Source organism: Streptomyces jumonjinensis (assembly GCF_009600885.1).
In the GTDB taxonomy this organism is placed as follows: Bacteria; Actinomycetota; Actinomycetes; order Streptomycetales; family Streptomycetaceae; genus Streptomyces; species Streptomyces jumonjinensis.
In genome coordinates this window covers 214,733-235,001 of the sequence record NZ_VCLA01000192.1, presented here as the reverse complement: position 1 = coordinate 235,001, position 20,269 = coordinate 214,733, and the positions used below count along the sequence as shown (strand labels likewise).

At 69.6% G+C, this 20,269-nt stretch carries 18 protein-coding genes, 1 pseudogene and 1 riboswitch; of the genes and pseudogenes, 9 read left to right on the top strand and 10 right to left on the bottom strand.

The annotated features are described in order from the left end of the window. Positions 1 to 141: 141 nt before the first annotated feature. On the top strand, positions 142 to 1,182 hold the full coding sequence (locus tag FF041_RS38295; RefSeq protein ID WP_323393274.1) for a 1-aminocyclopropane-1-carboxylate deaminase/D-cysteine desulfhydrase: 1,041 nt from the start codon (positions 142 to 144) through the stop codon (positions 1,180 to 1,182). Here FF041_RS38295 and FF041_RS31735 read toward each other — a convergent pair. Beyond that, positions 1,152 to 2,759: a Na+/H+ antiporter gene (locus FF041_RS31735; protein ID WP_153525932.1), complete on the bottom strand. Its 1,608-nt coding sequence runs from the start codon at positions 2,757 to 2,759 to the stop codon at positions 1,152 to 1,154. The two genes, FF041_RS38295 and FF041_RS31735, sit on opposite strands and share 31 nt — an antisense overlap. 223 nt (positions 2,760 to 2,982) lie before the next feature. Here FF041_RS31735 and FF041_RS31730 point away from each other — a divergent pair, with 223 nt between their 5' ends. From FF041_RS31730 to FF041_RS31720, 3 genes are all read left to right on the top strand, one after another. Next, on the top strand, positions 2,983 to 3,243 hold the full coding sequence (locus FF041_RS31730; RefSeq protein WP_153525931.1) for a UBP-type zinc finger domain-containing protein: 261 nt from the start codon (positions 2,983 to 2,985) through the stop codon (positions 3,241 to 3,243). Positions 3,244 to 3,592: 349 nt separating this feature from the next. Then, positions 3,593 to 4,006, top strand: a complete 414-nt coding sequence (locus FF041_RS31725; RefSeq protein ID WP_323371270.1) for an ATP-binding protein — start codon at positions 3,593 to 3,595, stop codon at positions 4,004 to 4,006. Further along, positions 3,945 to 5,018 carry an RNA polymerase sigma factor SigF gene (locus FF041_RS31720; protein ID WP_398704307.1) on the top strand — a complete coding sequence of 358 codons (1,074 nt, stop codon included), beginning with the start codon at positions 3,945 to 3,947 and terminating at the stop codon, positions 5,016 to 5,018. Before FF041_RS31725 ends, FF041_RS31720 begins: the two co-directional genes overlap by 62 nt. 148 nt (positions 5,019 to 5,166) lie before the next feature. Here the strand turns inward: FF041_RS31720 and FF041_RS31715 are convergent, their stop codons facing one another. Continuing rightward, a complete protein-coding gene (locus FF041_RS31715) occupies positions 5,167 to 5,577 on the bottom strand; it encodes a hypothetical protein (RefSeq protein ID WP_323393270.1) in 411 nt (136 codons plus the stop codon). A gap of 107 nt (positions 5,578 to 5,684) precedes the next feature. Here FF041_RS31715 and FF041_RS31710 point away from each other — a divergent pair, with 107 nt between their 5' ends. Together FF041_RS31710 and FF041_RS31705 are read left to right on the top strand one after the other, a co-directional pair. Next, positions 5,685 to 6,653 carry a diacylglycerol/lipid kinase family protein gene (locus FF041_RS31710; RefSeq protein WP_153525930.1) on the top strand — a complete coding sequence of 323 codons (969 nt, stop codon included), beginning with the start codon at positions 5,685 to 5,687 and terminating at the stop codon, positions 6,651 to 6,653. 321 nt (positions 6,654 to 6,974) lie between these two features. After that, a complete protein-coding gene (locus FF041_RS31705) occupies positions 6,975 to 7,232 on the top strand; it encodes a WhiB family transcriptional regulator (RefSeq protein ID WP_003953983.1) in 258 nt (85 codons plus the stop codon). A 205-nt stretch (positions 7,233 to 7,437) separates the two neighbouring features. Here FF041_RS31705 and FF041_RS31700 read toward each other — a convergent pair. Both FF041_RS31700 and FF041_RS31695 read right to left on the bottom strand, forming a co-directional pair. Continuing rightward, a pseudogene (locus FF041_RS31700) lies at positions 7,438 to 8,909 on the bottom strand (sensor histidine kinase). 360 nt (positions 8,910 to 9,269) lie between these two features. After that, the gene (locus tag FF041_RS31695) at positions 9,270 to 9,860 is read right to left on the bottom strand and encodes a TetR/AcrR family transcriptional regulator (RefSeq protein WP_153525929.1); all 591 of its coding nucleotides are present in this window, start codon (positions 9,858 to 9,860) and stop codon (positions 9,270 to 9,272) included. Between the two features lie 76 nt (positions 9,861 to 9,936). Here FF041_RS31695 and FF041_RS31690 point away from each other — a divergent pair, with 76 nt between their 5' ends. Further along, the gene (locus FF041_RS31690) at positions 9,937 to 10,719 is read left to right on the top strand and encodes an SDR family oxidoreductase (protein ID WP_153525928.1); all 783 of its coding nucleotides are present in this window, start codon (positions 9,937 to 9,939) and stop codon (positions 10,717 to 10,719) included. A gap of 171 nt (positions 10,720 to 10,890) precedes the next feature. Here the strand turns inward: FF041_RS31690 and FF041_RS31685 are convergent, their stop codons facing one another. From FF041_RS31685 to FF041_RS31665, 5 genes are all read right to left on the bottom strand, one after another. Further along, complete coding sequence (locus FF041_RS31685) at positions 10,891 to 11,961, bottom strand: SIS domain-containing protein (RefSeq protein WP_153481921.1); 1,071 nt, start codon at positions 11,959 to 11,961, stop codon at positions 10,891 to 10,893. Between the two features lie 80 nt (positions 11,962 to 12,041). Next, on the bottom strand, positions 12,042 to 13,568 hold the full coding sequence (locus FF041_RS31680; protein WP_153525927.1) for a glycoside hydrolase family 3 protein: 1,527 nt from the start codon (positions 13,566 to 13,568) through the stop codon (positions 12,042 to 12,044). A 9-nt stretch (positions 13,569 to 13,577) separates the two neighbouring features. Further along, positions 13,578 to 14,492 (bottom strand): carbohydrate ABC transporter permease, encoded by a 915-nt coding sequence (locus tag FF041_RS31675; protein WP_407698213.1) that lies wholly within the window; start codon positions 14,490 to 14,492, stop codon positions 13,578 to 13,580. Beyond that, the gene (locus tag FF041_RS31670; protein ID WP_153525926.1) at positions 14,489 to 15,505 is read right to left on the bottom strand and encodes a carbohydrate ABC transporter permease; all 1,017 of its coding nucleotides are present in this window, start codon (positions 15,503 to 15,505) and stop codon (positions 14,489 to 14,491) included. Before FF041_RS31670 ends, FF041_RS31675 begins: the two co-directional genes overlap by 4 nt. A gap of 111 nt (positions 15,506 to 15,616) precedes the next feature. Beyond that, on the bottom strand, positions 15,617 to 16,921 hold the full coding sequence (locus tag FF041_RS31665) for an extracellular solute-binding protein (protein ID WP_323393267.1): 1,305 nt from the start codon (positions 16,919 to 16,921) through the stop codon (positions 15,617 to 15,619). Positions 16,922 to 17,225: 304 nt separating this feature from the next. Between FF041_RS31665 and FF041_RS31660 the strand changes: the two genes are divergently transcribed. Beyond that, positions 17,226 to 17,990, top strand: coding sequence for a GntR family transcriptional regulator (locus FF041_RS31660; RefSeq protein WP_153481959.1), 765 nt, complete (start codon positions 17,226 to 17,228; stop codon positions 17,988 to 17,990). A 52-nt stretch (positions 17,991 to 18,042) separates the two neighbouring features. Here FF041_RS31660 and FF041_RS31655 read toward each other — a convergent pair whose 3' ends face one another. After that, positions 18,043 to 18,645: a Uma2 family endonuclease gene (locus tag FF041_RS31655; protein ID WP_153525924.1), complete on the bottom strand. Its 603-nt coding sequence runs from the start codon at positions 18,643 to 18,645 to the stop codon at positions 18,043 to 18,045. A 300-nt stretch (positions 18,646 to 18,945) separates the two neighbouring features. Then, positions 18,946 to 19,070, top strand: a riboswitch (cobalamin riboswitch). A 143-nt stretch (positions 19,071 to 19,213) separates the two neighbouring features. Between FF041_RS31655 and FF041_RS39590 the strand changes: the two genes are divergently transcribed. Continuing rightward, positions 19,214 to 20,269, top strand: a 1,056-nt coding sequence (locus FF041_RS39590) for a ribonucleotide reductase N-terminal alpha domain-containing protein (protein WP_323393266.1), incomplete at its 3' end; no start/stop codon positions are given.

Below are 20,269 nucleotides of genomic sequence, written 5' to 3'. Positions count from 1 at the left end.
CAACCCCCCACAACGCCACCCCCCACACCCCGGCACCCCGGCACCACCCCCCTCTCCCCGGCGCCCGCACGCCCCGGGACCGAGCGCCCCCGCACCCGCCCTCCCCGTGTCCGCGCAGGTGACACCGGTGACAATGGACGGGTGCCCACCACAGCCCGCGATCCCGCCGCCGCCCTGCGGCCCCGGCTGCCGTCCCCGCTCCAGCCCGTCGAGGACGAGCGCTTCACCCGCCACGGGGTACGGCTGCTGCTCAAGCGCGACGATCTCATCCACCCCGATCTGCCGGGCAACAAGTGGCGCAAACTCGCGCCCAATCTCCAGGCCGCCGCCGGCCGGACCCTGCTGACCTTCGGCGGCGCCTACTCCAACCATCTGCGGGCCACAGCCGCGGCCGGACGACTGCTGGGCTGCCCGACCATCGGCGTCGTACGCGGCCACGAGCTGGCCGACCGCCCGCTGAACCCGTCCCTCGCCCGCTGCGCCGCCGACGGCATGCGGCTGATCTTCGTGGACCGCACGACCTACCGGCACAAGGACCAGCCGGAAGCTGTCCAGCGCATTCTGGCCAAAGTGGCGCCGGACGGCGATGTGTACGCGATCCCGGAGGGCGGCAGCAACGCCCTCGCCGCGCGCGGCTGCGCCGGCCTCGGCGAAGAGCTCGGCGAAGAGCTCCGCGGAGAGCTCGGCGAGGAGCTCCACAGCCGGACCGCAGCCGTCGTCGTCGCCGTCGCCTGCGGCACCGCGGGCACCCTCGCGGGACTCGCCGCCGGACTCCCCCCGGGCATGCGCGCCCTCGGCTTCCCGGCCCTGCGCGGCGGCTTCCTCGCCGCGGAGACGGAGCGCCTCCAGCGCTCCGCCTTCGGCGGACGGACCGGGGACTGGTCGCTGGAGGAACGTTTTCACTTTGGCGGCTATGCCCGCATAACGCCTGAACTCTCCCAATTCGCTGATGAGTTCGAAGAACGTCACGGACTGTCCGTGGAGCGGATATATGTCGCCAAAATGCTCTACGGTCTGACCGCACTCACCGCCGAGGGCGCCTTCGCCCCCGGCACCGCTCTCGTCGCGGTCATCACCGCTCAGGCCGAGCCCGCGTCTCAGGCCGAGCCCACGTCTCAGGCCGAGTCCGCGTCTCAGGCCGAGTCCGCGTCTCAGGCCGAGTCCGCGTCCTCCTCCCGGTAGGCGGCGGCCTCCTCCAGATCCAGCCGGCGCAGGAGCGTACGCATCATCTCGTCGTCGATCCGCCGCTCGTCCCGCAGCCGGACGAAGACCGCCCGCTCGGCCTCGATCATCTCCCCGGCGAGTCTGCGGTAGGTCGCGTCCGCCGACTCCCCGGTGATCTCGTTCACCGCCCCCAGCCGCTCCCAGACGGCGTTGCGCCGCCGTTCCAGCACCGTACGCAGCCGTTCCTCCAGGGGTCCGGGCAGCGCGTTGCGCTCGTCGGCGAGGAGCTCGTCCAGCCGCAGATCCGCGGCCCGGGATGCCTCGCTCTGGGCCTGCGCCTCGGCGAGCGTCTCGGCGCGGGGGTCCCGCTGGGGCAGTCTCAGCGCGCGGATCAGCAACGGGAGGGTGAGCCCTTGCACCACCAGCGTCCCGATCACGGTGGTGAAGGTCAGGAAGAGGATCAGATTCCGGCCCGGGAACGGCTCGCCGGCGTCCGTGGTGAGCGGGATGGAGAAGGCGATGGCCAGTGAGACCACCCCGCGCATCCCGGCCCACCCCACGATCACCGGGGCCTTCCAGCTGACATCGGGCTCCCGCCGCCGGATCCGAGCCGAGAGCCGGCGCGGCAGAAAGGTCGCGGGGAAGACCCAGACGTACCGCACCACCACCACGAAGACGAACACGCCGAGGGCGTAGCCGAGGGACTCGCCGATCCCGTAGTCGCCGAGCCCTTCGAGCACATACGGCAGCTGGAGGCCGATCAGCGCGAAGACGACGGACTCCAGGATGAAGGCGACCATCTTCCACACGGCCTCCTCCTGGAGCCGGGTGGCGAAGTCGACCTGCCAGCGGCGGTGGCCGAGATAGAGCCCGACGACGACCACCGCGAGCACACCGGAGGCGTGCACCTGCTCGGCCGCCGCGTAGGCGACGAAGGGGATGAGCAGCGAGAGCGTGTTCTGGAGCAGCGCCTCCTTGAGATGGGTGCGCAGCCAGTGGATGGGGACCATCAGCAGCAGTCCCACTCCGACGCCGCCGAGCGCGGCGAGGGCGAACTCCCCGATGCCGCCGGCCCAGCTCATGCCCTCGCCCACGGCGGCGGCGACCGCGACCTTGAACGCGGTGATGGCGGTGGCGTCGTTCACCAGGGACTCGCCCTGGAGGATGGTGGTGATCCGGCTGGGCAGCCCCAGCCGCCGGGCGATCGCGGTCGCGGCGACGGCGTCCGGGGGCGCGATGACCGCGCCCAGCACCAGCGCGGCCGTCAGCGGCAGCTCGGGCACGAGCAGATGGGTCAGATATCCCACCGCCACGGTCGCGAAGAGCACATAGCCGACCGAGAGCAGCGCGACGGGCCGGGCGTTGGCCCGCAGATCGAGATACGAGCTGTCGAGCGCGGCCAGATGGAGCAGGGGCGGCAGCACCAGCGGCAGCACGATGTGCGGGTCGAGGGTGTAGTCGGGCACGCCGGGGATGTACTCGGCGACCAGTCCGACCGCCACCAGCAGCAGCGGCGGCGGAACGGGGGTTCTGCGGGCCGCTGCGGCGACCACGGCGCTGACCGCGATCAGCGCCACGAGGGGCAGTGCGTCCATAGGTGTCCTCGGGTTCGGTCAGGGTCCGTCAGGGTCCGTCGGTGCTGTCGGGGTCCGTCGGGGTCGGTTGACCGTCCTGCCGACGGTCAGCGGTCAGCGGTCGGCAGTCAGGACCGCCCGTATCCGGATATACGGCGCGGAACCGCGCCAGGTCACGGAGCGTGGCCGCCGGTGACCGCCGCTCACCGGGAAGGTACGCCGTGCGCGCCGTAATCTTGCTGTCATGAGCGAGTGCCCGCATGTAGCGGAACTGCCCCGCCCGGAGCCCGCGCCACAGAGCGGGACCTGTCCGGAGTGCCTGATCGCGGGCACCGAGCCGGTGCATCTGCGGCTCTGTCTGAGCTGTGGCCATGTGGGCTGCTGCGACTCCTCGCCGCTGCGGCACGCGACCGCGCACTTCACGGAGACCGGTCACGCGGTGATGCGGAGCTTCGAGCCGGGAGAGGACTGGCGGTGGTGTTTCACGCACTCCGCGCTCGTCTGAGGCCACGGCGGATCCGTCCGGTACGACGATCCGATCTCGGGGCCTGACCTCGTGTGCCGCGGGGGAAGGCGGCACACTCTGGGGGGCGACGGTTCGGCCCCGCGACGCGTGGGTACGTCAACCATCCACCCTGGCCCCACAATTGAACCCCGCAGACCACTAGCCACTGTATGTGTTCATATGCTTACCATGAGTGACAGTGGTCGAGGGGTGGGGGTCCGGCGACAGCGCACCATGGATCGCGATAGCGTCGCCGAGCCAGTACCGGCTACGTACGGACTGCGTAGCGACGGCTTCGGGATCTTTCTCCCGCGGCCCGGAAAGAGCTTGTGTCACCTTGGAGGTGAGGGTGTCCCAGATCGCAGGCGAGCCCGGGACCCAGGACTTCGTGGAAGTCCGGCTGCCCGCTGCGGGTGCCTATCTGTCGGTGTTGCGTACGGCCACGGCCGGACTCGCGGCACGGTTGGACTTCACCCTCGACGAGATCGAGGATTTGCGGATCGCGGTCGACGAGGCGTGCGCGATCCTTTTGCAGCAGGCGGTCCCCGGCTCCGTCCTCAGCTGTGTCTTCCGGCTCATCGACGACTCCCTTGAGGTCACGGTCTCCGCGCCGACGACCGACGGCCGGGCGCCGGAGCGGGACACCTTCGCCTGGACGGTGCTCTCCGCACTGGCCGGCAAGGTCTACTCCTCGGTCGCCGATGACCGTACGGTCTCCATCAGCCTGTACAAACAGCGCGGCGCGGGACCCGGGCCGGCGTGAGGAACGGGGACGGCCGGTGTGGAACGAGGACGGTCCGGTGAGGGAAGAGCCACCCTCGGTGCATGACTTTCCCGAGCAGCAGGCCCGCCCCCACCCCGAGGACGGGCCGGGCGGCCGGGCGGTCGCGGCGGAGCAGGAGCAGGCGCGGGCTGGGGGTACGCCCCCCGGCCACGCCGTGAAGACCCCCACCCAGGCGGAGCGCTGGGAGAAGGCGGGCCATATGAGCGAGCGGACGCACGACCAGGAGCACCACGAACCCCATGACCGCAGCGGGGCGCGGGCTATGTTCTTCGAGCTCCGCGCCCTGCCCGACGATTCCGCGGAGCGGGCCGAGCTCCGCAACCAGCTGGTGCGCATGCATCTGCCGCTGGTCGAGCATCTGGCCCGGCGGTTCCGCAACCGGGGCGAGCCGCTGGACGATCTCACCCAGGTGGCGACGATCGGCCTGATCAAGTCGGTGGACCGGTTCGACCCGGAGCGGGGCGTGGAGTTCTCCACCTACGCCACCCCCACGGTCGTCGGCGAGATCAAGCGGCACTTCCGCGACAAGGGCTGGGCGGTCCGGGTGCCCCGGCGGCTCCAGGAGCTCCGGCTGTCGCTGACGACGGCGACGGCGGAGCTGTCCCAGCTGCACGGCCGCTCCCCCACCGTGCACGAGCTGGCCGAGCGGCTGGGCATCTCCGAGGAGGAGGTGCTGGAGGGTCTTGAGTCGGCCAACGCCTACTCGACGCTCTCGCTGGACGTCCCCGACACCGACGACGAGTCCCCTGCGGTCGCGGACACGCTGGGCGCGGAGGACGAGGCGCTGGAGGGCGTCGAGTACCGGGAGTCGCTCAAGCCCCTGCTGGAGGATCTGCCGCCGCGTGAGAAGCGCATTCTGCTGCTGCGGTTCTTCGGCAACATGACACAGTCGCAGATCGCTCAGGAGGTCGGCATCTCGCAGATGCACGTCTCCCGGCTGCTGGCGCGGACCCTGGCGCAGCTGCGCGAGAAGCTTCTGGTGGAGGAGTAGCCGCCCCGGCGGGCTTCGGACGCGGTGACGCGGAAGAGGGGTGGCGGACTCCTGTCCACCACCCCTCTTCCGTCGTCGTCAGAAGCGCCGTAGGCGTCGCGGGCGCCGTCGTCGTCGCCGTCGTCGCCGTCGCCGTCGCCGTCGGAGGCTAGGCGTCGCGGGCGCCGCCGATGCCCAGGGCCCGGGTGGTCGCCGGGTTCACCACCAGCACCAGACCGGACACCGCGACCGCCCCGACCAGGATTCCCAGCGGGATCAGCCCGCCCGTGGACCTGAGCAGCGTCCAGGCCGGGATCAGCGCCATCAGATGAGTGATCAGCGCCGGGCCCCGGCTCCAGGCGCGGCGCAGCAGCAGACCGCGGGCGGCGATCAGCGGGATGGCCCCCAGGGCGATCAGCGTCACTCCGCCCATCTCCGCCGTGGTGGTGCTTTCGGGGCTGCCGATGACGCCCATCACCAGCATGTAGACGCCGTAGGCGACCAGTGCCAGGCCCTCCAGGCCGGACACCGCCGCCGCGGCGGCCAGGCGGGCAGGGCGCGGGGTCTGGTCTTCGCTCACCTCAGCAGGGTATCCGCCGCCGGAAGCGGCCCGTGGCCCGCCCGGCGAGGGGTCCGCGGGCCGACCCGGGCTGGGCCGGGTACCCCCCACTGGGTACGCTGCATCGCATGCGCGCACTTCTCGTGGTCAACCCGGCAGCAACCACCACCAGTGCACGCACCCGTGATGTGCTGATCCACGCGCTCGCCAGCGAGATGAAGCTGGAGGCCGTCACCACCGAGTACCGGGGCCATGGACGCGATCTCGCGCGGCGGGCCGCCGAGTCGGACGACATAGACCTCGTCGTCGCCCTCGGCGGCGACGGCACGGTCAACGAGGTCGTCAATGGTCTGCTCCACAACGGCCCCGACCCCGAGCGGCTGCCCCGGCTCGCGGTGGTCCCGGGCGGCTCGACCAATGTGTTCGCCCGCGCTCTGGGACTGCCCAATGACCCCGTGGAGGCGACCGGCGCGATTCTGGACGCGCTCAGCGAGCAGAGCGAGCGCACCGTGGGCCTGGGGCTGGCCTCCGGCACCCCGGGCACCGAGGACGAGGGTGTGCCGTCCCGCTGGTTCACCTTCTGCGCGGGCGTCGGATTCGACGCGGGCGTCATCGGCCGGGTCGAGCAGCAGCGGGAGCGCGGAAAGCGTTCGACGCACGCGCTGTACGTACGCCAGGTGCTGCGCCAGTTCCTGGGCGAGCCCCACCGCCTGCACGGCCGGATCACTCTGGAGCGGCCCGGTCACGACCCGGTCACCGATCTGGTGGTGTCCATAGTCGCGAACACCTCACCATGGACCTTCCTGGGCAATCGTCCGGTCTACGCCTCGCCGAAGGCGTCCTTCGACACGGGCCTCGATGTGCTCGGGCTCTCCCGGCTGTCGGCCCCGGCGGTGGCCCGCTACGGCACCCAGCTGCTGACGTCCAGCCCCAGCAGAGGACCCCACGGCAAGCACGCGATTACTCTCCATGACCTCACAGACTTCACCTTGAATTCAAAGGTTCCACTGCCTTTTCAGATGGATGGTGACCACCTTGGACTGCGCACCAGCGTGACGTTCACAGGCGTACGCCGTGCACTGCGTGTGATTGTGTGAGTAGAAGAGTCAAACGACCTTTATCTCGAACGTACGGACTGGGCTCCACCCCATAGAATGACGGCTGTGACCTAGTCGACACCGAGGAATCAAAAAAAACTTTCCAGAAGGGGTTGTATCCGTCGCCGAGGTTTGCGAGTCTCTTCATGGCGATCGGGACGGCCCGTTCAATCGGGACCGCAGACTGCCGGAACCCCCTCTCAAAACCCTGGACCACACGTTGACGTGAGTCGGCGGTCGGCCCTTCCCTTGTGGGGGGATTCGTGAAAGCGTTCACATTCACAAGCAACCTGCAAGTAATACCAAGGAGAGGTAGCAGCCATGGACTGGCGTCACAACGCCGTTTGCCGCGAGGAAGACCCCGAGCTCTTCTTCCCCATCGGCAACACCGGTCCTGCGCTGCTGCAGATCGAGGAAGCCAAGGCCGTCTGCCGTCGCTGCCCCGTCATGGAGCAGTGCCTGCAGTGGGCGCTTGAGTCCGGCCAGGACTCCGGCGTCTGGGGTGGCCTCAGCGAGGACGAGCGCCGCGCGATGAAGCGCCGCGCCGCCCGCAACCGGGCGCGTAACGCCAGCGCCTGACCGCCACCGCACCGAGCCTGAGCCTCCGGCGGCGCGTACAGCGAGTACGCACTCACCGCCCACGAGTCGCAGCGCGCAGCAGTAACCCACAGCATTCGAGCCCCGGACCGAATTACCAACGGTCCGGGGCTCGCTGCTGTTCCCGCGCCCGCGTTCACTCCGAATTCCCCTGGAATACGCGGGCGCTACTTCTGAGCGCGTAACGCTACTTCTGTGCGCGTACGGGGATATCGAGTACCACCCGGGTGCCTTGGCCGGGTTCGGGTACCGGAAGCATGTCGAACGTTCCGCCCAACTCGCCTTCCACCAGGGTCCGTACGATCTGTAGACCGAGATTTCCCGTGCGCTGTGCGTCAAAGCCCTCGGGGAGTCCGCGGCCGTCGTCCTGGACGGTGATCAGCAGCCTGCTGTCGGTGCGCGGATCGCCCCGTACCGCCGATACCTCCACCGAGCCGCGCTCGCCCGCCGGGAAAGCGTGCTCCAGCGCGTTCTGGAGCACCTCGGTGAGCACCATCGAGAGCGGGGTCGCGACCTCGGCGTCCAGAACGCCGAAGCGGCCGGTGCGGCGGCATTCGACCTTTCCGGGCGAGATCTCGGCGACCATCGCGATGACCCGGTCGGCGATCTCGTCGAACTCCACCCGCTCATCGAGGTTCTGCGAGAGGGTCTCGTGCACGATGGCGATCGAGCCGACCCGCCGTACGGCCTCGTTGAGGGCCTCACGGCCGTGCTCCGAGTCCATCCGGCGGGCCTGGAGGCGCAGCAGCGCCGCGACCGTCTGGAGGTTGTTCTTCACCCGGTGGTGGATCTCCCGGATGGTGGCGTCCTTGGTGATCAACTCTCGTTCGCGGCGACGCAGTTCGGTGACGTCGCGCAGCAGCACCAGGGAGCCGATCCGGGTGCCCTTGGGCTTGAGCGGGATGGCACGCAGCTGGATCACCCCGTCGTTGCCCTCCGCCTCGGCCTCCCGGGGGGCGTAGCCGCTGGCGAGCTTGACCATGGCCTCGTCCACGGGCCGCGGGCGGGGGCGGGCTCGGCGGTGACCTGGCCGAGGTGGTGCCCGACCAGGTCGGAGGCGAGACCGAGCCGGTGGTAGGCGGAGAGCGCGTTGGGGCTGGCGTACTGGACGACGCCATCGGCGTCGAGCCGGATCAGCCCGTCGCCGACGCGGGGGGACGCGTCCATGTCGACCTGCTGGCCGGGGAAGGGGAAGGATCCGGCGGCGATCATCTGGGCGAGGTCGGACGCGGACTGGAGATAGGTGAGCTCCAGCCGGGAGGGGGTGCGCACGGTCAGCAGATTCGTATTGCGCGCGATGACGCCGAGGACGCGTCCTTCCCGGCGTACGGGGATGGACTCGACCCGTACGGGAACCTCCTCCCGCCACTCCGGGTCGCCCTCGCGGACGATGCGGCCCTCGTCGAGGGCGGCGTCCAGCAGGGGGCGCCGGCCGCGCGGGACGAGATGGCCGACCATGTCGTCCTGGTAGGACGTGGGGCCGGTGTTGGGGCGCATCTGGGCGACGGAGACATAGCGGGTGCCGTCGCGGGTGGGGACCCAGAGCACGAGATCGGCGAAGGAGAGGTCGGAGAGCAGTTGCCACTCCGAGACCAGCAGATGGAGCCACTCAAGGTCGGAGTCGCTCAGGGCGGTGTGCTGGCGGACGAGGTCGTTCATGGAGGGCACGTGTGCGAGCGTACCCGCGAGCTGAACCGGGGGCGGCGGGCGGCCGTGCTGTTGGGCATGGGCTTCGACCAATCGACGCCGATCCATGGACATCCGCGAATGGTCTAGTCCACAATGATGGAGCAAGCGAGACTTCCGCTCTCCCCGCACAGGAGAGTGGAACGAGGCCCCGGTGCTCTCTGCCCTGACTGCGCCCGGTCCTCCCCCACGGCCGCGCGGGACCGCACACCCGCCCGGCCGAGCACTCCGGGCTGCGGTGCCGGACGGGTTGAGGGTCCCGTCAGGCGCCGCGGCCCGCGGGTATGTCCGGCCGCTCGCCCCCAGGTCGCGCCTTCGCCCCGGACCGGAACGTCAGGGCCAGGCCCGCATCGCGATCTCGGCCGTCCGCGCCAGCTCCTCCTCCGTCGCCCCGTCGCACGCCTGCTGCGACATGCCCTGGAGCACGACTCCGCAGTACCGGGCGAGCGCGGGGGCATCGGTGTCCCCGGGCAGCCCACCGGTCGCGACATCCGCGCGGATACGGCTCTCGAACGCGGCGAGAGTGGCGTTGCGGCGCTCCCTGAGGGCGGCCCCGACCTCCGGAGCCGCGCAGTTGACGGCCGCGCGGATCACCAGACAGCCGCGCGGATGGGACGGGTCCGTGTACTCATGGGCGGCCTCGCGCAGCATCCGGCCGATCGCGGCACGGGCGGTGGTCTCCTCCGCCAGCGCCTGGCCGGCGAAGATCCCCCAGCTTGTCGTATACGCCTCCACGACCTCCGCGAACAGGGCCTTCTTATCGCCGAACGCGGCGTAGAGGCTGGGCGCCCCGATGCCCATGACCTTGGTGAGACCGGCGATGGAGGTCGCCTCGTAGCCATGCTCCCAGAAGGCCAACGTGGCCTGGCGCAGCGCCTCGTCACGGTCGAAGGAGCGGGGCCGGCCGCGCTGTCTCGTTGCCATGCCCGAATTCTATAGCGGTCGCTAGAGATCGTGATACGGTCATTTTTGTATCGACCGCTAAACAAAGGGGAGCGGTATGAGCTCGCACGGAAATCCGGCCGGCGGACGGCTCTCGGGGAAGACCGCGCTGGTCACCGGGGGCAGCCGGGGGATCGGGCGGAGCATCGCGGAGCGGCTGGCCGAGGACGGGGCACAGGTCGTCGTGCACTACGGCGGCGATGAGGCGGCTGCGAAGGAGACGGTGGCGGCCATCACCGCGGCGGGCAGCTCGGCGACCGCGCTCCGTCAGCGGCTGGGCGTGCCGGGCGACGCGGCGGCCCTGTGGGCGGAGTTCGACCGGGTCACCTCCGGGGCGGGGGTGGACATCCTGGTCAACAACGCGGGTGTGGTCTCGCGGCTTCCGTTCGGGGAGATCACCGAAGAGGAGTACGACCGGGTCTTCGCGGTGAACACGAAGGCGCCGTTCTTCCTGGTGCGGGAGGGGCTGACCCGGCTGCGGGACGGCGGCCGGGTGATCAATGTGTCCACGGGGCTGGCCCGTGGGGCGATGATGCCGGACCTGATCGCGTACTCGATGACCAAGAGCGCGCTGGATGTGATGACCCGGGATCTCTCCAAGGTGCTGGGAGCGCGCGGGATCACGGTCAATTCGGTGGCGCCGGGCATCACCGACACGGATATGAACGCCGGCTGGCTGCGGTCGGACGACGAAGCCCTGGCGGCGGCAGCCACGCAGTCGGCGCTGGGCCGGGTCGGGCAGCCCCGGGACATCGCGGACGTGGTGGCCTTCCTCGCCTCGGACGACTCCCGGTGGGTCACGGGGACCTGGCTGGACGCCACCGGCGGGTCGATGCCGTAGACCGTGCCCGTCGACGCCCCGCGCGTCACCCGCGGGTCGATGCCATAGGCCGTACCGCCGACGCTCCGCGCGTCACCCGCGGGTCGATGCCAGACCGTACCGCCGACGCCCCGGCCGCTCGCCGTCCGGGGCGGTGCCGCTGCGACGGCGTGCCCCGTCCCGCGGCCGGGGTCAGTGGGTCTCGGTCACCTTCGCCAGGGCCCGGGGAGCGTCCGGGTCCTGGCCGCGGGCGATGGTCACCTCGTACGCCAGCAGTTGCAGCGGCAGGATCTCCAGAATCGGCTGGAGCTCCTCCGGGACGCCCTCGGTCGGCAGGACGAAGCCTCCCGAGGCCGCCTCGACCTGGGCGGCCGGGCCCACCACCACCAGATCGGCGCCCCGGCCGCGCAGCCGGTCCAGCACCGGCTGGAGGGCCTCGCCGCCCTTGCCGTCCGGGACCACCGCGATCACCGGCGAGATGTTGTCGACCATCGCCAGCGGGCCGTGCAGCAGATCCGCGCCCGAATACGACAGCGCCGGGATATAGCTCGTCTCCATGAGCTTCAGCGCCGCTTCCTTCGCCGTGGGATATCCGTAACCCCGCGAGGTGATCACCATGCGCTCGGCGAACCGGTAGCGCGACGCAAGCCGGCGTATCTCGTCCTGGCGGGCCAGCACCTGCTCGGCGGGGTCGGGCAGCGCCCGCGCCGCCGCGCCGTCCTCGCCCCGCAGCCCCGCCACGAAGAGATAGAGGGCGAGCAGCGAGGCCGTATAGGTCTTGGTCGCCGGAAGCGCCTTCTCCGGGCCGGCCAGCACATCGACATGGAACTCGGAGACCGCCGCCAGCGGGGAGTCGGGGTTGTTGGTCACCGCGAGCGTGATCGCGCCCGCCTCCCGGGCCGCCCGGGTGGAGGCGACCAGATCGGGCGAGCCCCCGGACTGGCTGACGGTGATGACGAGGACGTCCCGCAGATCGGGCCGGGCCCCGTACGCCGTCGTGGTGGACATGGAGGTCAGCCCGCACGGCAGGCCCAGCTGGATCTCCAGCAGATACTTCGCGTACAGGGCCGCGTTGTCGGAGCTGCCGCGCGCGGTCAGCAGCACGAAGCGCGGCGCGCGGGCCGCGATCCGCCGGGCCGTCTCATGAATCAGCGGCGCACCCCGTTCCAGGATGCGCCGCAGTACCGCGGGCTGTTCCGCCATCTCGCCGGACATGATCCGGCCGGGGCGCTCGCTCTGTTCGGCCGAATGCGTGGCGGACATACTGGCCTCCAACTGGCGTTCGGTGAGCCGGGGCGGGAGCCATCGGGCCCCCGCCCCGGCACAGTCCGGTGACGCCTCGGTCAGGCCCCGGTCCCCCGGCCGGTGATGACCTCGGCGGCGGCCCGCCCGCAGACACGGGCGGCGCCGTGGGTGGCGATGTGCAGCGCGCCCCTGGGCTGCGCCCGGTTCACGCCCATCTCCACCACGACCGTGTCCGGCCGGGCCTCGATCAGCGCGTCCAGGGCCGCCGCCATCCAGGCGTGGCGGTGCGCATCGCGTACCACTGCGACGATCCTACGGTCTGTCGCCTTGGCCAGCACCTCGCTCACCAGCGCCGTTGTCTCCACAGCGCCCTCGGTGTAGGTGTCGGCCGTGGTGCCGGGCAGCAGCTGCGCCAGCTCCGGTGCGACTCCCCAAGGGGTTTCGGCGCCGACCGCGATATTGGCGACCGGGGCGAAGGAGGCGACATGGGGCGCGGCCGTGACCGGCTCGTACGGGAGCTCTCCCGCGGTGACCTGGACCGCGCGCCGTGCCGCGACCAGACCGATGTCGGAGGCGATCCCGGCACCGTCCTGCGGGCCGGCCGTCCTGGCCCGGCGCGTCCAGTCGGCGAGAGCGCGGACCCGCGCCGCCGCGTCGGCCAGCCGCTCCTCGGGCAGATCGCCGTTGCGCACCGCCGCGACCAGCGCGTCGCGCAGCTCCAGCACGGTCTCCTCGCCGGCCAGGCCGCCGCCGACGCAGATGGCGTCGACGCCCGCGGCGATGGCGAGGACGGAGCCGCGCGCGATGCCGTACGTCGAGGCGATGGCCTGCATCTCGATGCCGTCGGTGATGATCAGGCCGTCGAAGCCCAGCTCTTCACGGAGCAGCCCGGTGAGGATCTGCGGGCTCAGGGTCGCCGGGCGCTCGGGGTCGAGCGCGGGCAGCAGGATGTGCGCGCTCATCACGGCCTTGGGGCCCGCCGCGATGGCCTCGCGGAACGGCGGCAGATCCCGGGCGCGCAGCGTCTCCAGGCCCACGTCGATCCGGGGCATGGCGTGGTGGGAGTCGACGTTGGTGTCGCCGTGGCCGGGGAAGTGCTTGACGCACGCGGCGACGCCGGCGGCCTGCATGCCCTCCACATACGCGACGGTGTGCCGGGCCACCAGCCGGGCGTCCGCGCCGAAGGCCCGTACGCCGATGACCGGGTTGTCCGGGTTGGAGTTCACATCGGCGGACGGCGCCCAGTTGAGGTCGACGCCGCAGGCGGCGAGCCGGCGGCCGAGCTCATAGGCGACATCGTGGGTGAGGCCGGTGTCGTCCACCGTGCCCAGCGCGTAGTTGCCGGGGAAGGAGGAGCCGTCGCGCACCTCCAGACGGGTGACGTCGCCGCCCTCCTCGTCGATGGCGACGAGCACATCGTCCCGCTCGGCCCGCAGCTGCGCGGTGAGCGCGGTGAGCTGCTCGGGGGTGGCGATGTTGCGGCCGAAGAGGCCGACGGCGGAGAGGCCCTCGCCGATCTGCCGCAGCAGCCAGTCCGGCGCGGTGGTGCCGATGAAGCCGGGCTGGAGGACGGTCAGGGCGTCACGGGTGAGAGTGTCCGAGGACCCTCGTACGACAGTGGTCATGGAGCGCCGTTATCCCTTCACTGCGCCGGAGGTGAGTCCCGCGGCCATCTTCTTCTGAATGATCATGAAGAAGATGACGACCGGGATCGCGATCATCGTCGAGGCGGCCATCAGCGCGCCGTAGTCGACGCCCCGGGCGGTGGTGAAGTTCGCCAGCCAGACGTTGAGCGTGTACTTGTCGTTGTCCTGGAGAACGATGTACGCGAGCATGTACTCGTTCCAGGCGTTGATCAGCGAGTAGATCGACGCGGCGGCCAGGCCCGGGGCGAGCAGCGGGAAGATGATCCGCCAGAAGGCGCCCATCTGGGTGCACCCGTCCACCATCGCGGACTCTTCCAGCTCCTTCGGGATGTTGATCACGAAGCCGCGGATCATCCAGGTCGCGAAGGGGAGCGTGGAGACCAGGTAGATGATGATGATGCCCCAGTACTCGTTCAGCGCACCGAAGTCGTTGAGCTGGAGGTAGATGGGGATCAGCATCGCGGTCGGCGGCAGCAGCTGCACCAGGATCAGCACGATCATGAAGACCCGGCGGCCGTGGAAGCGGAAGCGGCCGATCGCGTAGGCGGCGACCGTGGCCAGCAGCATCGCGCCGACGACGGCGGTGATGCTGATGATCAGGCTGGCCTTGATCGCGGTGCCGAAGTTCTCGTAGTCGATCGCGCGGGCGAAGTTGTCGAAGGTGAGCGACGACGGCCAGAGCGTCTGGTCGTAGCTGCGGATCTCCTTGTTGGGCCGCAGCGAGCTGACGACGAGCCAGTAGACCGGGAAGATCATGATCAGGAACGTCAGCACCCCGAAGGTGTTGTAGACGATCCGGCTCTTCTTCTTAGGGTCCTTCGACGGCCTGGCGTTCTTCACGGAAACCGACTTCACGGTGTTCACGGGCGTCTCGGTCTTCGGCGCGGAGGCGGTGGTGCTCAATCGACCTCTCCGATCTTGAGCAGCTGGCGCAGGTAGTACACGGCGACACCGGACAGCAGCAGCACGGTGATCAGGGAGATGGCCGCGCCCTGACTGAAGGAGTTGGACTCGAATGCCTTGTTGAAGGCGTAGAGGCCGATGATCTCGTACTCGGGTTCGGGCTTGCTTCCACGCATCAGCCAGACCTGGCCGAGCACGTTGAAGTCCCAGATCACCGAGAGGGTGGCGACCATCTGGAAGACCGGCTTGATGACCGGGAAGGTGACGTAGCGGAAGTTGCCGAAGGCGTTGACGCCGTCGATCGCGGCGGCCTCCTCCAGCTCCTTGGGCACCTGGGTGAGGGCGGCGTACAGCGTGACGGCGACGAAGGGGATGGCGCCCCAGACGACCACCGCGCCGATGATGAGGAAGCCCTGCTTGTAGTCGAGCCACCAGTTGTGGCCCTGGAAGTCGAGGCCGAGGTACTTCGAGAGCACCATGTTGATGACGCCGTAGTCGGAGTCCGAGAGCCAGCGGAAGATCGACGCGGCGACCAGCAGCGGGATGGACCATGCGGCGATCAGCGCACCGGTGAGCATCAGACGCGCCCAGGTCGACATGCGCTGCATCGCCAGCGCGATGGCGAGGCCGATGACCAGCGTGGTGACCACACACGCGATCATGAAGACGACGGTCAGGACGACCGAGTCCCAGAAGGCCCCGTCGGCGAGGATGTTCTCGAACTGCTCGAAGCCCACCCACTCGGGGTCGGTGCCGAACCACAGCTCTTTACGGCCCACGTCCTGGAAGGACATGATCACCGTCTTGATCAGCGGCCAGACGAACACCGCGCCGATCGCGATGACGGTGGGCCCGATCAGCAGATAGGGCAGCAGAGCCCCCTTGCGTCTCCGCCGGCCACCTCCCCCCGACGACTTGGGTTCATGGACTTCGGCGGGCCGCTGGTCGGCCACCGAAGTGGCAGCGGCCTGGGGGTCCGGTCCCCCGGGGGTCTTGAGCTCGGCGGCACTCATCGTGCGTGGCCTTCCGTTCGGACTGTTCACCTAAAGGCGGGGGTGACGGGCCCTGCGCATGGCGCGGGCCCGTCACCCCCCGGGGAGATCAGAGGTTCAGGACCGCAGGGGTCAGGCGCCCTCAGTGTTGATCAGCTTGTTGATCTCCTCGTCGGCCTTCTTCGTGGCCTCGGCGACCGACTTGCCCTTGATGATGTCGAGCAGCATCAGCTCGATGATCTCGGACTTCTCGATCGCGGCCCAGCCCGGGGCGATCGGGGTGAACCAGGCACCCTCGACCGCGTTGGCGGCCGGCGCGGTCGCAGGCTTCTCCTTCAGCGGCTGAAGCTGCTTGGTGTTGTTCGGGAGGGTGTTCTCCTTCATCAGGCCCTCCTGCGACTTCTCGCTCGTGTAGACCGAGATCCACTCCTCGCCCAGGTCCTGCTGGTCGGACTTGGCGATGGTGGCGAGGTCCGAGCCGCCGATGAAGGTCGGGAGCGGCTTGCCCTCCGGGCCGGGCATGGAGATCGGGAAGATCTTGCCCTTGAGCTCGGCGTTGCCGTTGCCCTCGCCGTCGGTGACGCTGCCGGCCTCCCAGGCGTTGCCGTAGATCAGGGCGGTCTTCTCGTTCGCCATGACGTTGGCGTGGTCCTGCTCGTCCTTGGTCTTGTCAGCGTTGTTGTAGTCGTTGACAAGGTCGACGTAGTGCTGGATGCCCTTCTGGGCCTCCGGCGTGGAGAGGCTGGCCTTCCACTCCTTGGCGCCCTCGTCGTACTCGGCGATCTTGCCGCCGTACGCGGCCACGTAGGACATGGCGGCGTACCAGTACTTGCCGGGCAGGTAGAGCGAGGAGAAGCCCTTGTCCTTGCCGTACTTCTTCTCGATCTTGCCGAGAGCGGTCTTCAGCTCGTCCTCGGTGGCCGGGAACTCCTTGGCTCCGGCGCCCTTCTCGAACATCTCGGCGTTGTAGACGCCGACACGGGCACCCGCGTAGTAAGGCACGCAGTAGAGCTTGCCCTCGTAGGTGCAGGTGTCCTTGAGACCCTTGATCCAGGTGTCGGAGTTGTCGTACTTCTTCTCGTCGATCTCGCCGAGCGCACCGCCGAGGATGTACGTCATCGTCTCGGTGTTGCCGAGCTCGACCACGTCCGGGAACTTGTCACCAGAGAGCGCGGCGTCGAGCTTCTTGGTCTTGTCCGCCCATGTCTGGTACTGGACGTTGACCTTGACCCCGGGGAACTTCTTGTTGAACTCCTTGTTGGCGTCCTTGACGACCTCGGGCCAGGTCGACTGAGCGTCATTCATCAGCCAGACGGTCAGTGTGCCCTTGCGGTCCTTCGGGTCCGCAGCCTTGTTGTCGTCACTGTCCGAACCACATGCAGCGACCGAAACCATCATCGCCGCCACGCCAACCGCGGCTATGAGCTTGCGCTTCACGCCACCCTCCTCAAGGGATGCAAGATTTCCCCCCACCGCCCGGGAGTCGCACAACACGCAGAGACAGCGCTTCATCGGTCTGCCCGTGGGGCTGGGACCTGGCCTTTAATGGTTTAGACCAGTACCCGGAGCTTGGCCTAGACCTTTAGGGGTGTCAAGGGTGTATAAGAAGGGCAGTCACGTCCGTTATAGGACCGACACCTGAGGGAGGGCGACGACCCGTGACCGGACCGTGCCACCATGTGAGCCGCGACAGACGGAGGAGCCGGTGACGGCAGCAGCGCAGGAGTCGGGAAGGCGGGCCATGAGCACGGACGGGGTGGGTACGGAGCCCGAGGGCGGGGCTGGGACCCGCACCGCGCGTGTACCCAAGTACTACCGGCTCAAGCGTCATCTTCTGGACATGACAGAGACTATGCCGCCGGGGACGCCGGTGCCGCCAGAACGCACACTCGCGGCGGAATTCGACACCTCGCGCACGACGGTGCGTCAGGCGCTCCAGGAATTGGTGGTCGAGGGCCGGCTGGAGCGCATCCAGGGCAAGGGCACCTTCGTGGCCAAGCCGAAGGTGTCCCAGGCGCTGCAACTCACCTCGTACACCGAGGACATGAGGGCCCAGGGCCTGGAGCCGACCTCGCAGCTGCTGGACATCGGCTATGTGACCGCCGATGACACCCTGGCCGGGCTGCTGGACATCACCACGGGCGGCAGGGTGCTGCGGATCGAGCGGCTGCGGCTGGCGAGCGGCGAGCCCATGGCGATCGAGACAACTCACCTTTCGGCCAAGCGTTTTCCGGCGCTGCGGCGCAGTCTGGTGAAGTACACCTCGCTCTACACCGCGCTCGCGGAGGTGTACGACGTCCATCTCGCCGAAGCCGAGGAGACGATCGAGACCTCGCTGGCGAACCCGCGCGAGGCGGGGCTGCTGGGCACTGATGTGGGCCTGCCGATGCTGATGCTCTCGCGCCATTCGCTGGACGGGCGCGGGGAGCCGGTGGAGTGGGTGCGCTCGGTCTACCGGGGCGACCGCTACAAGTTCGTCGCACGGCTGAAGCGGCCCACGGACTGAGCTTCAAGAGGGGGGTCGTCACCCGATGGTGACGGCCCCTCTCTCGTATGAGTCAGCGCACCCAGTCCTTGAGCTGCTCGGTCGGCACCACGATGCCCACCGGGTCGGGCAGGGCGATCTCCTTGCCGAACGGCACCGTAGGGGAGCACTCGTACCGCACGCCGTCGGGTTCGCTGTACACCGTCACCTCGCAACGGTCCCGGTCGATCAGCAGATAGACGGGGATGCCGGTCTGCGCGTAGGCGCGCGGTTTCTCCACCCGGTCGCGCTGGTCGGTGTCCGCGTCGTACGAGGTCACCTCGACCGCCATCAGCACCGGTGCGGGGTCCGCCCACTCGCCCTGGCCGACGAACGCGTCACTGGGAGCCAGCGCTCCGTCCGGACGGGCGCGGCCCAGCCGGTGCTCCTGTACCTTGATCCCCTGCTCGGGATGGAGCCACAGCTCGGGCCGGGACCGCAGACAGATCCGGGTCAGCCACTGAACGATCCGCCCATGGTCCCCGTCGGGCGCGGCCCTGCTCCTGATCCTGCCGTCGATGAGCTCGATCCGCATGCGCCGGGACCGGGCGGCGGGTATTCGTGTGCCCTCGTCGAATTCATCCGGGTGGACAGGGAACCGGTCGGTGATCTCCAGGATCTCCGCGGACTGGGTCATGGGCCCTCCCCCTCTCCGGGTCTTCGACCTCCCTGTGTCTTCGACCATAGGGGAGGGCACTGACATCCGGCCCCGGCAGCGGTGTCACCAAAGGCCGCCGAAGCCCGCGATACGGCCGCGGCGACGGCCCGCCCGGGGTCCTCCCTGAGCCTTCCCGGAGCCGCCCAGGGCCCTTCCCGGAGCCGTCCCGAAGCCTTTCCGGCGGCCTTCCCAGGGCTTCCGAGGGTGACCAAGCGTAGGGCCCCGAGCACCCCCGCGACACAACATCTGGTGGGTATCACCACCGACCGCCCCCACATGTATGCTCATCTCGCTGTCGCCGCAGAGGAATCCGGTGTGAATCCGGAACTGTCCCGCAACGGTGTGCTGTGGTGCGCTTTGTCGTATCCGCGAGTCCGGACGTCTGCCGACAGCGCACCCGGCTCGACCGACCCGGGTGCCGAGACGTCCGGGCCTCGCGGTTGGGTCGGTGGACGCCGTACGGAATGCTGCCCTTCCCTGGGAAAGGTGCGCCCTGCGGCCTGCCCTCCCGCCCGTCGCCCGTGAGCCGAGCGAGGGAGAGCACCACGTGACCATCGCGCCAGCCGATCCGGCTTCAGGCAGCTCCGCACAGACCGCCGAGAGGCTTCCCGGACAGGTCCTGGGACCGGTCTCCGGACAGCCCGGGGACGGACCCGGAAGCGACGGCCCCGGGACCGCGCTGCTGCGGACCCTGACCGACCTGACCGCCGATCTGCCGGACACCGACCCCGGCAGGGTGGCCGCCGCCGCGCTGCGGGGCCGGCACGCGGGGTCGGACGCCGCGGAACTGCGCGGGCTGGCCACCGACGCCGCCGCGGGCCTCATCTCCGAGGACCCGGCGTACTCCCGGCTGGCGGCCCGGCTGCTGACCCGCACCATCGCGGACGAGGCCGAGGGCCAGGGCGCGGTCTCCTTCTCCGCCTCGGTCGCCGTCGGCTTCGCCGAGGGTCTCATCGCGGACCGCACGGCCGCTTTCGTCACGCTCCACGCCGCCCGCCTCGACGCCCTGATCGACCCGGCCGCCGACGACCGCTTCGGCTACTTCGGGCTGCGCACCCTCTACAGCCGCTATCTGCTGCGCCACCCCATCACCCGCCAGGTGATCGAGACCCCGCAGCACTTCATGCTCCGCGTCGCCTGCGGACTGGCCGAGGACGACTCGACGCGCGCCCTGGACGAGGTCGCCGCGCTCTACCGGCTGATGAGCCGGCTGGACTATCTGCCGTCGTCGCCGACGCTGTTCAACTCGGGGACCCGGCATCCGCAGATGTCGTCCTGCTATCTGCTGGACTCGCCGCTGGACGAGCTGGACTCGATCTACGACCGGTATCACCAGGTCGCGCGGCTGTCCAAGCACGCGGGCGGCATCGGCCTCTCCTACTCCCGCGTCCGCGCCCGCGGCTCCCTGATCCGGGGCACCAACGGCCACTCCAACGGCATCGTGCCGTTCCTCAAGACCCTCGACGCCTCCGTCGCCGCCGTCAACCAGGGCGGCCGGCGCAAGGGAGCCGCCGCCGTCTACCTGGAGACGTGGCATGCGGATGTCGAGGAGTTCCTGGAGCTCCGCGACAACACCGGCGAGGACGCCCGCCGCACCCACAAC

Bases quoted from the DNA above. Each gene is read 5' to 3' on its own strand.
- FF041_RS31730 (WP_153525931.1), top strand. From the start codon at position 2,983: ATGAGCGAGTGCCCGCATGTAGCGGAACTGCCCCGCCCGGAGCCCGCG.
- FF041_RS31670 (WP_153525926.1), bottom strand. From the start codon at position 15,505: ATGAGTGCCGCCGAGCTCAAGACCCCCGGGGGACCGGACCCCCAGGCC.
- FF041_RS31710 (WP_153525930.1), top strand. From the start codon at position 5,685: ATGCGCGCACTTCTCGTGGTCAACCCGGCAGCAACCACCACCAGTGCA.
- FF041_RS31705 (WP_003953983.1), top strand. From the start codon at position 6,975: ATGGACTGGCGTCACAACGCCGTTTGCCGCGAGGAAGACCCCGAGCTC.
- FF041_RS31690 (WP_153525928.1), top strand. From the start codon at position 9,937: ATGAGCTCGCACGGAAATCCGGCCGGCGGACGGCTCTCGGGGAAGACC.
- FF041_RS31680 (WP_153525927.1), bottom strand. From the start codon at position 13,568: ATGACCACTGTCGTACGAGGGTCCTCGGACACTCTCACCCGTGACGCC.
- FF041_RS31685 (WP_153481921.1), bottom strand. From the start codon at position 11,961: ATGTCCGCCACGCATTCGGCCGAACAGAGCGAGCGCCCCGGCCGGATC.
- FF041_RS31655 (WP_153525924.1), bottom strand. From the start codon at position 18,645: ATGACCCAGTCCGCGGAGATCCTGGAGATCACCGACCGGTTCCCTGTC.
- FF041_RS31660 (WP_153481959.1), top strand. From the start codon at position 17,226: ATGAGCACGGACGGGGTGGGTACGGAGCCCGAGGGCGGGGCTGGGACC.
- FF041_RS31695 (WP_153525929.1), bottom strand. From the start codon at position 9,860: ATGGCAACGAGACAGCGCGGCCGGCCCCGCTCCTTCGACCGTGACGAG.
- FF041_RS31735 (WP_153525932.1), bottom strand. From the start codon at position 2,759: ATGGACGCACTGCCCCTCGTGGCGCTGATCGCGGTCAGCGCCGTGGTC.
- FF041_RS31720 (WP_398704307.1), top strand. From the start codon at position 3,945: ATGACCGTACGGTCTCCATCAGCCTGTACAAACAGCGCGGCGCGGGAC.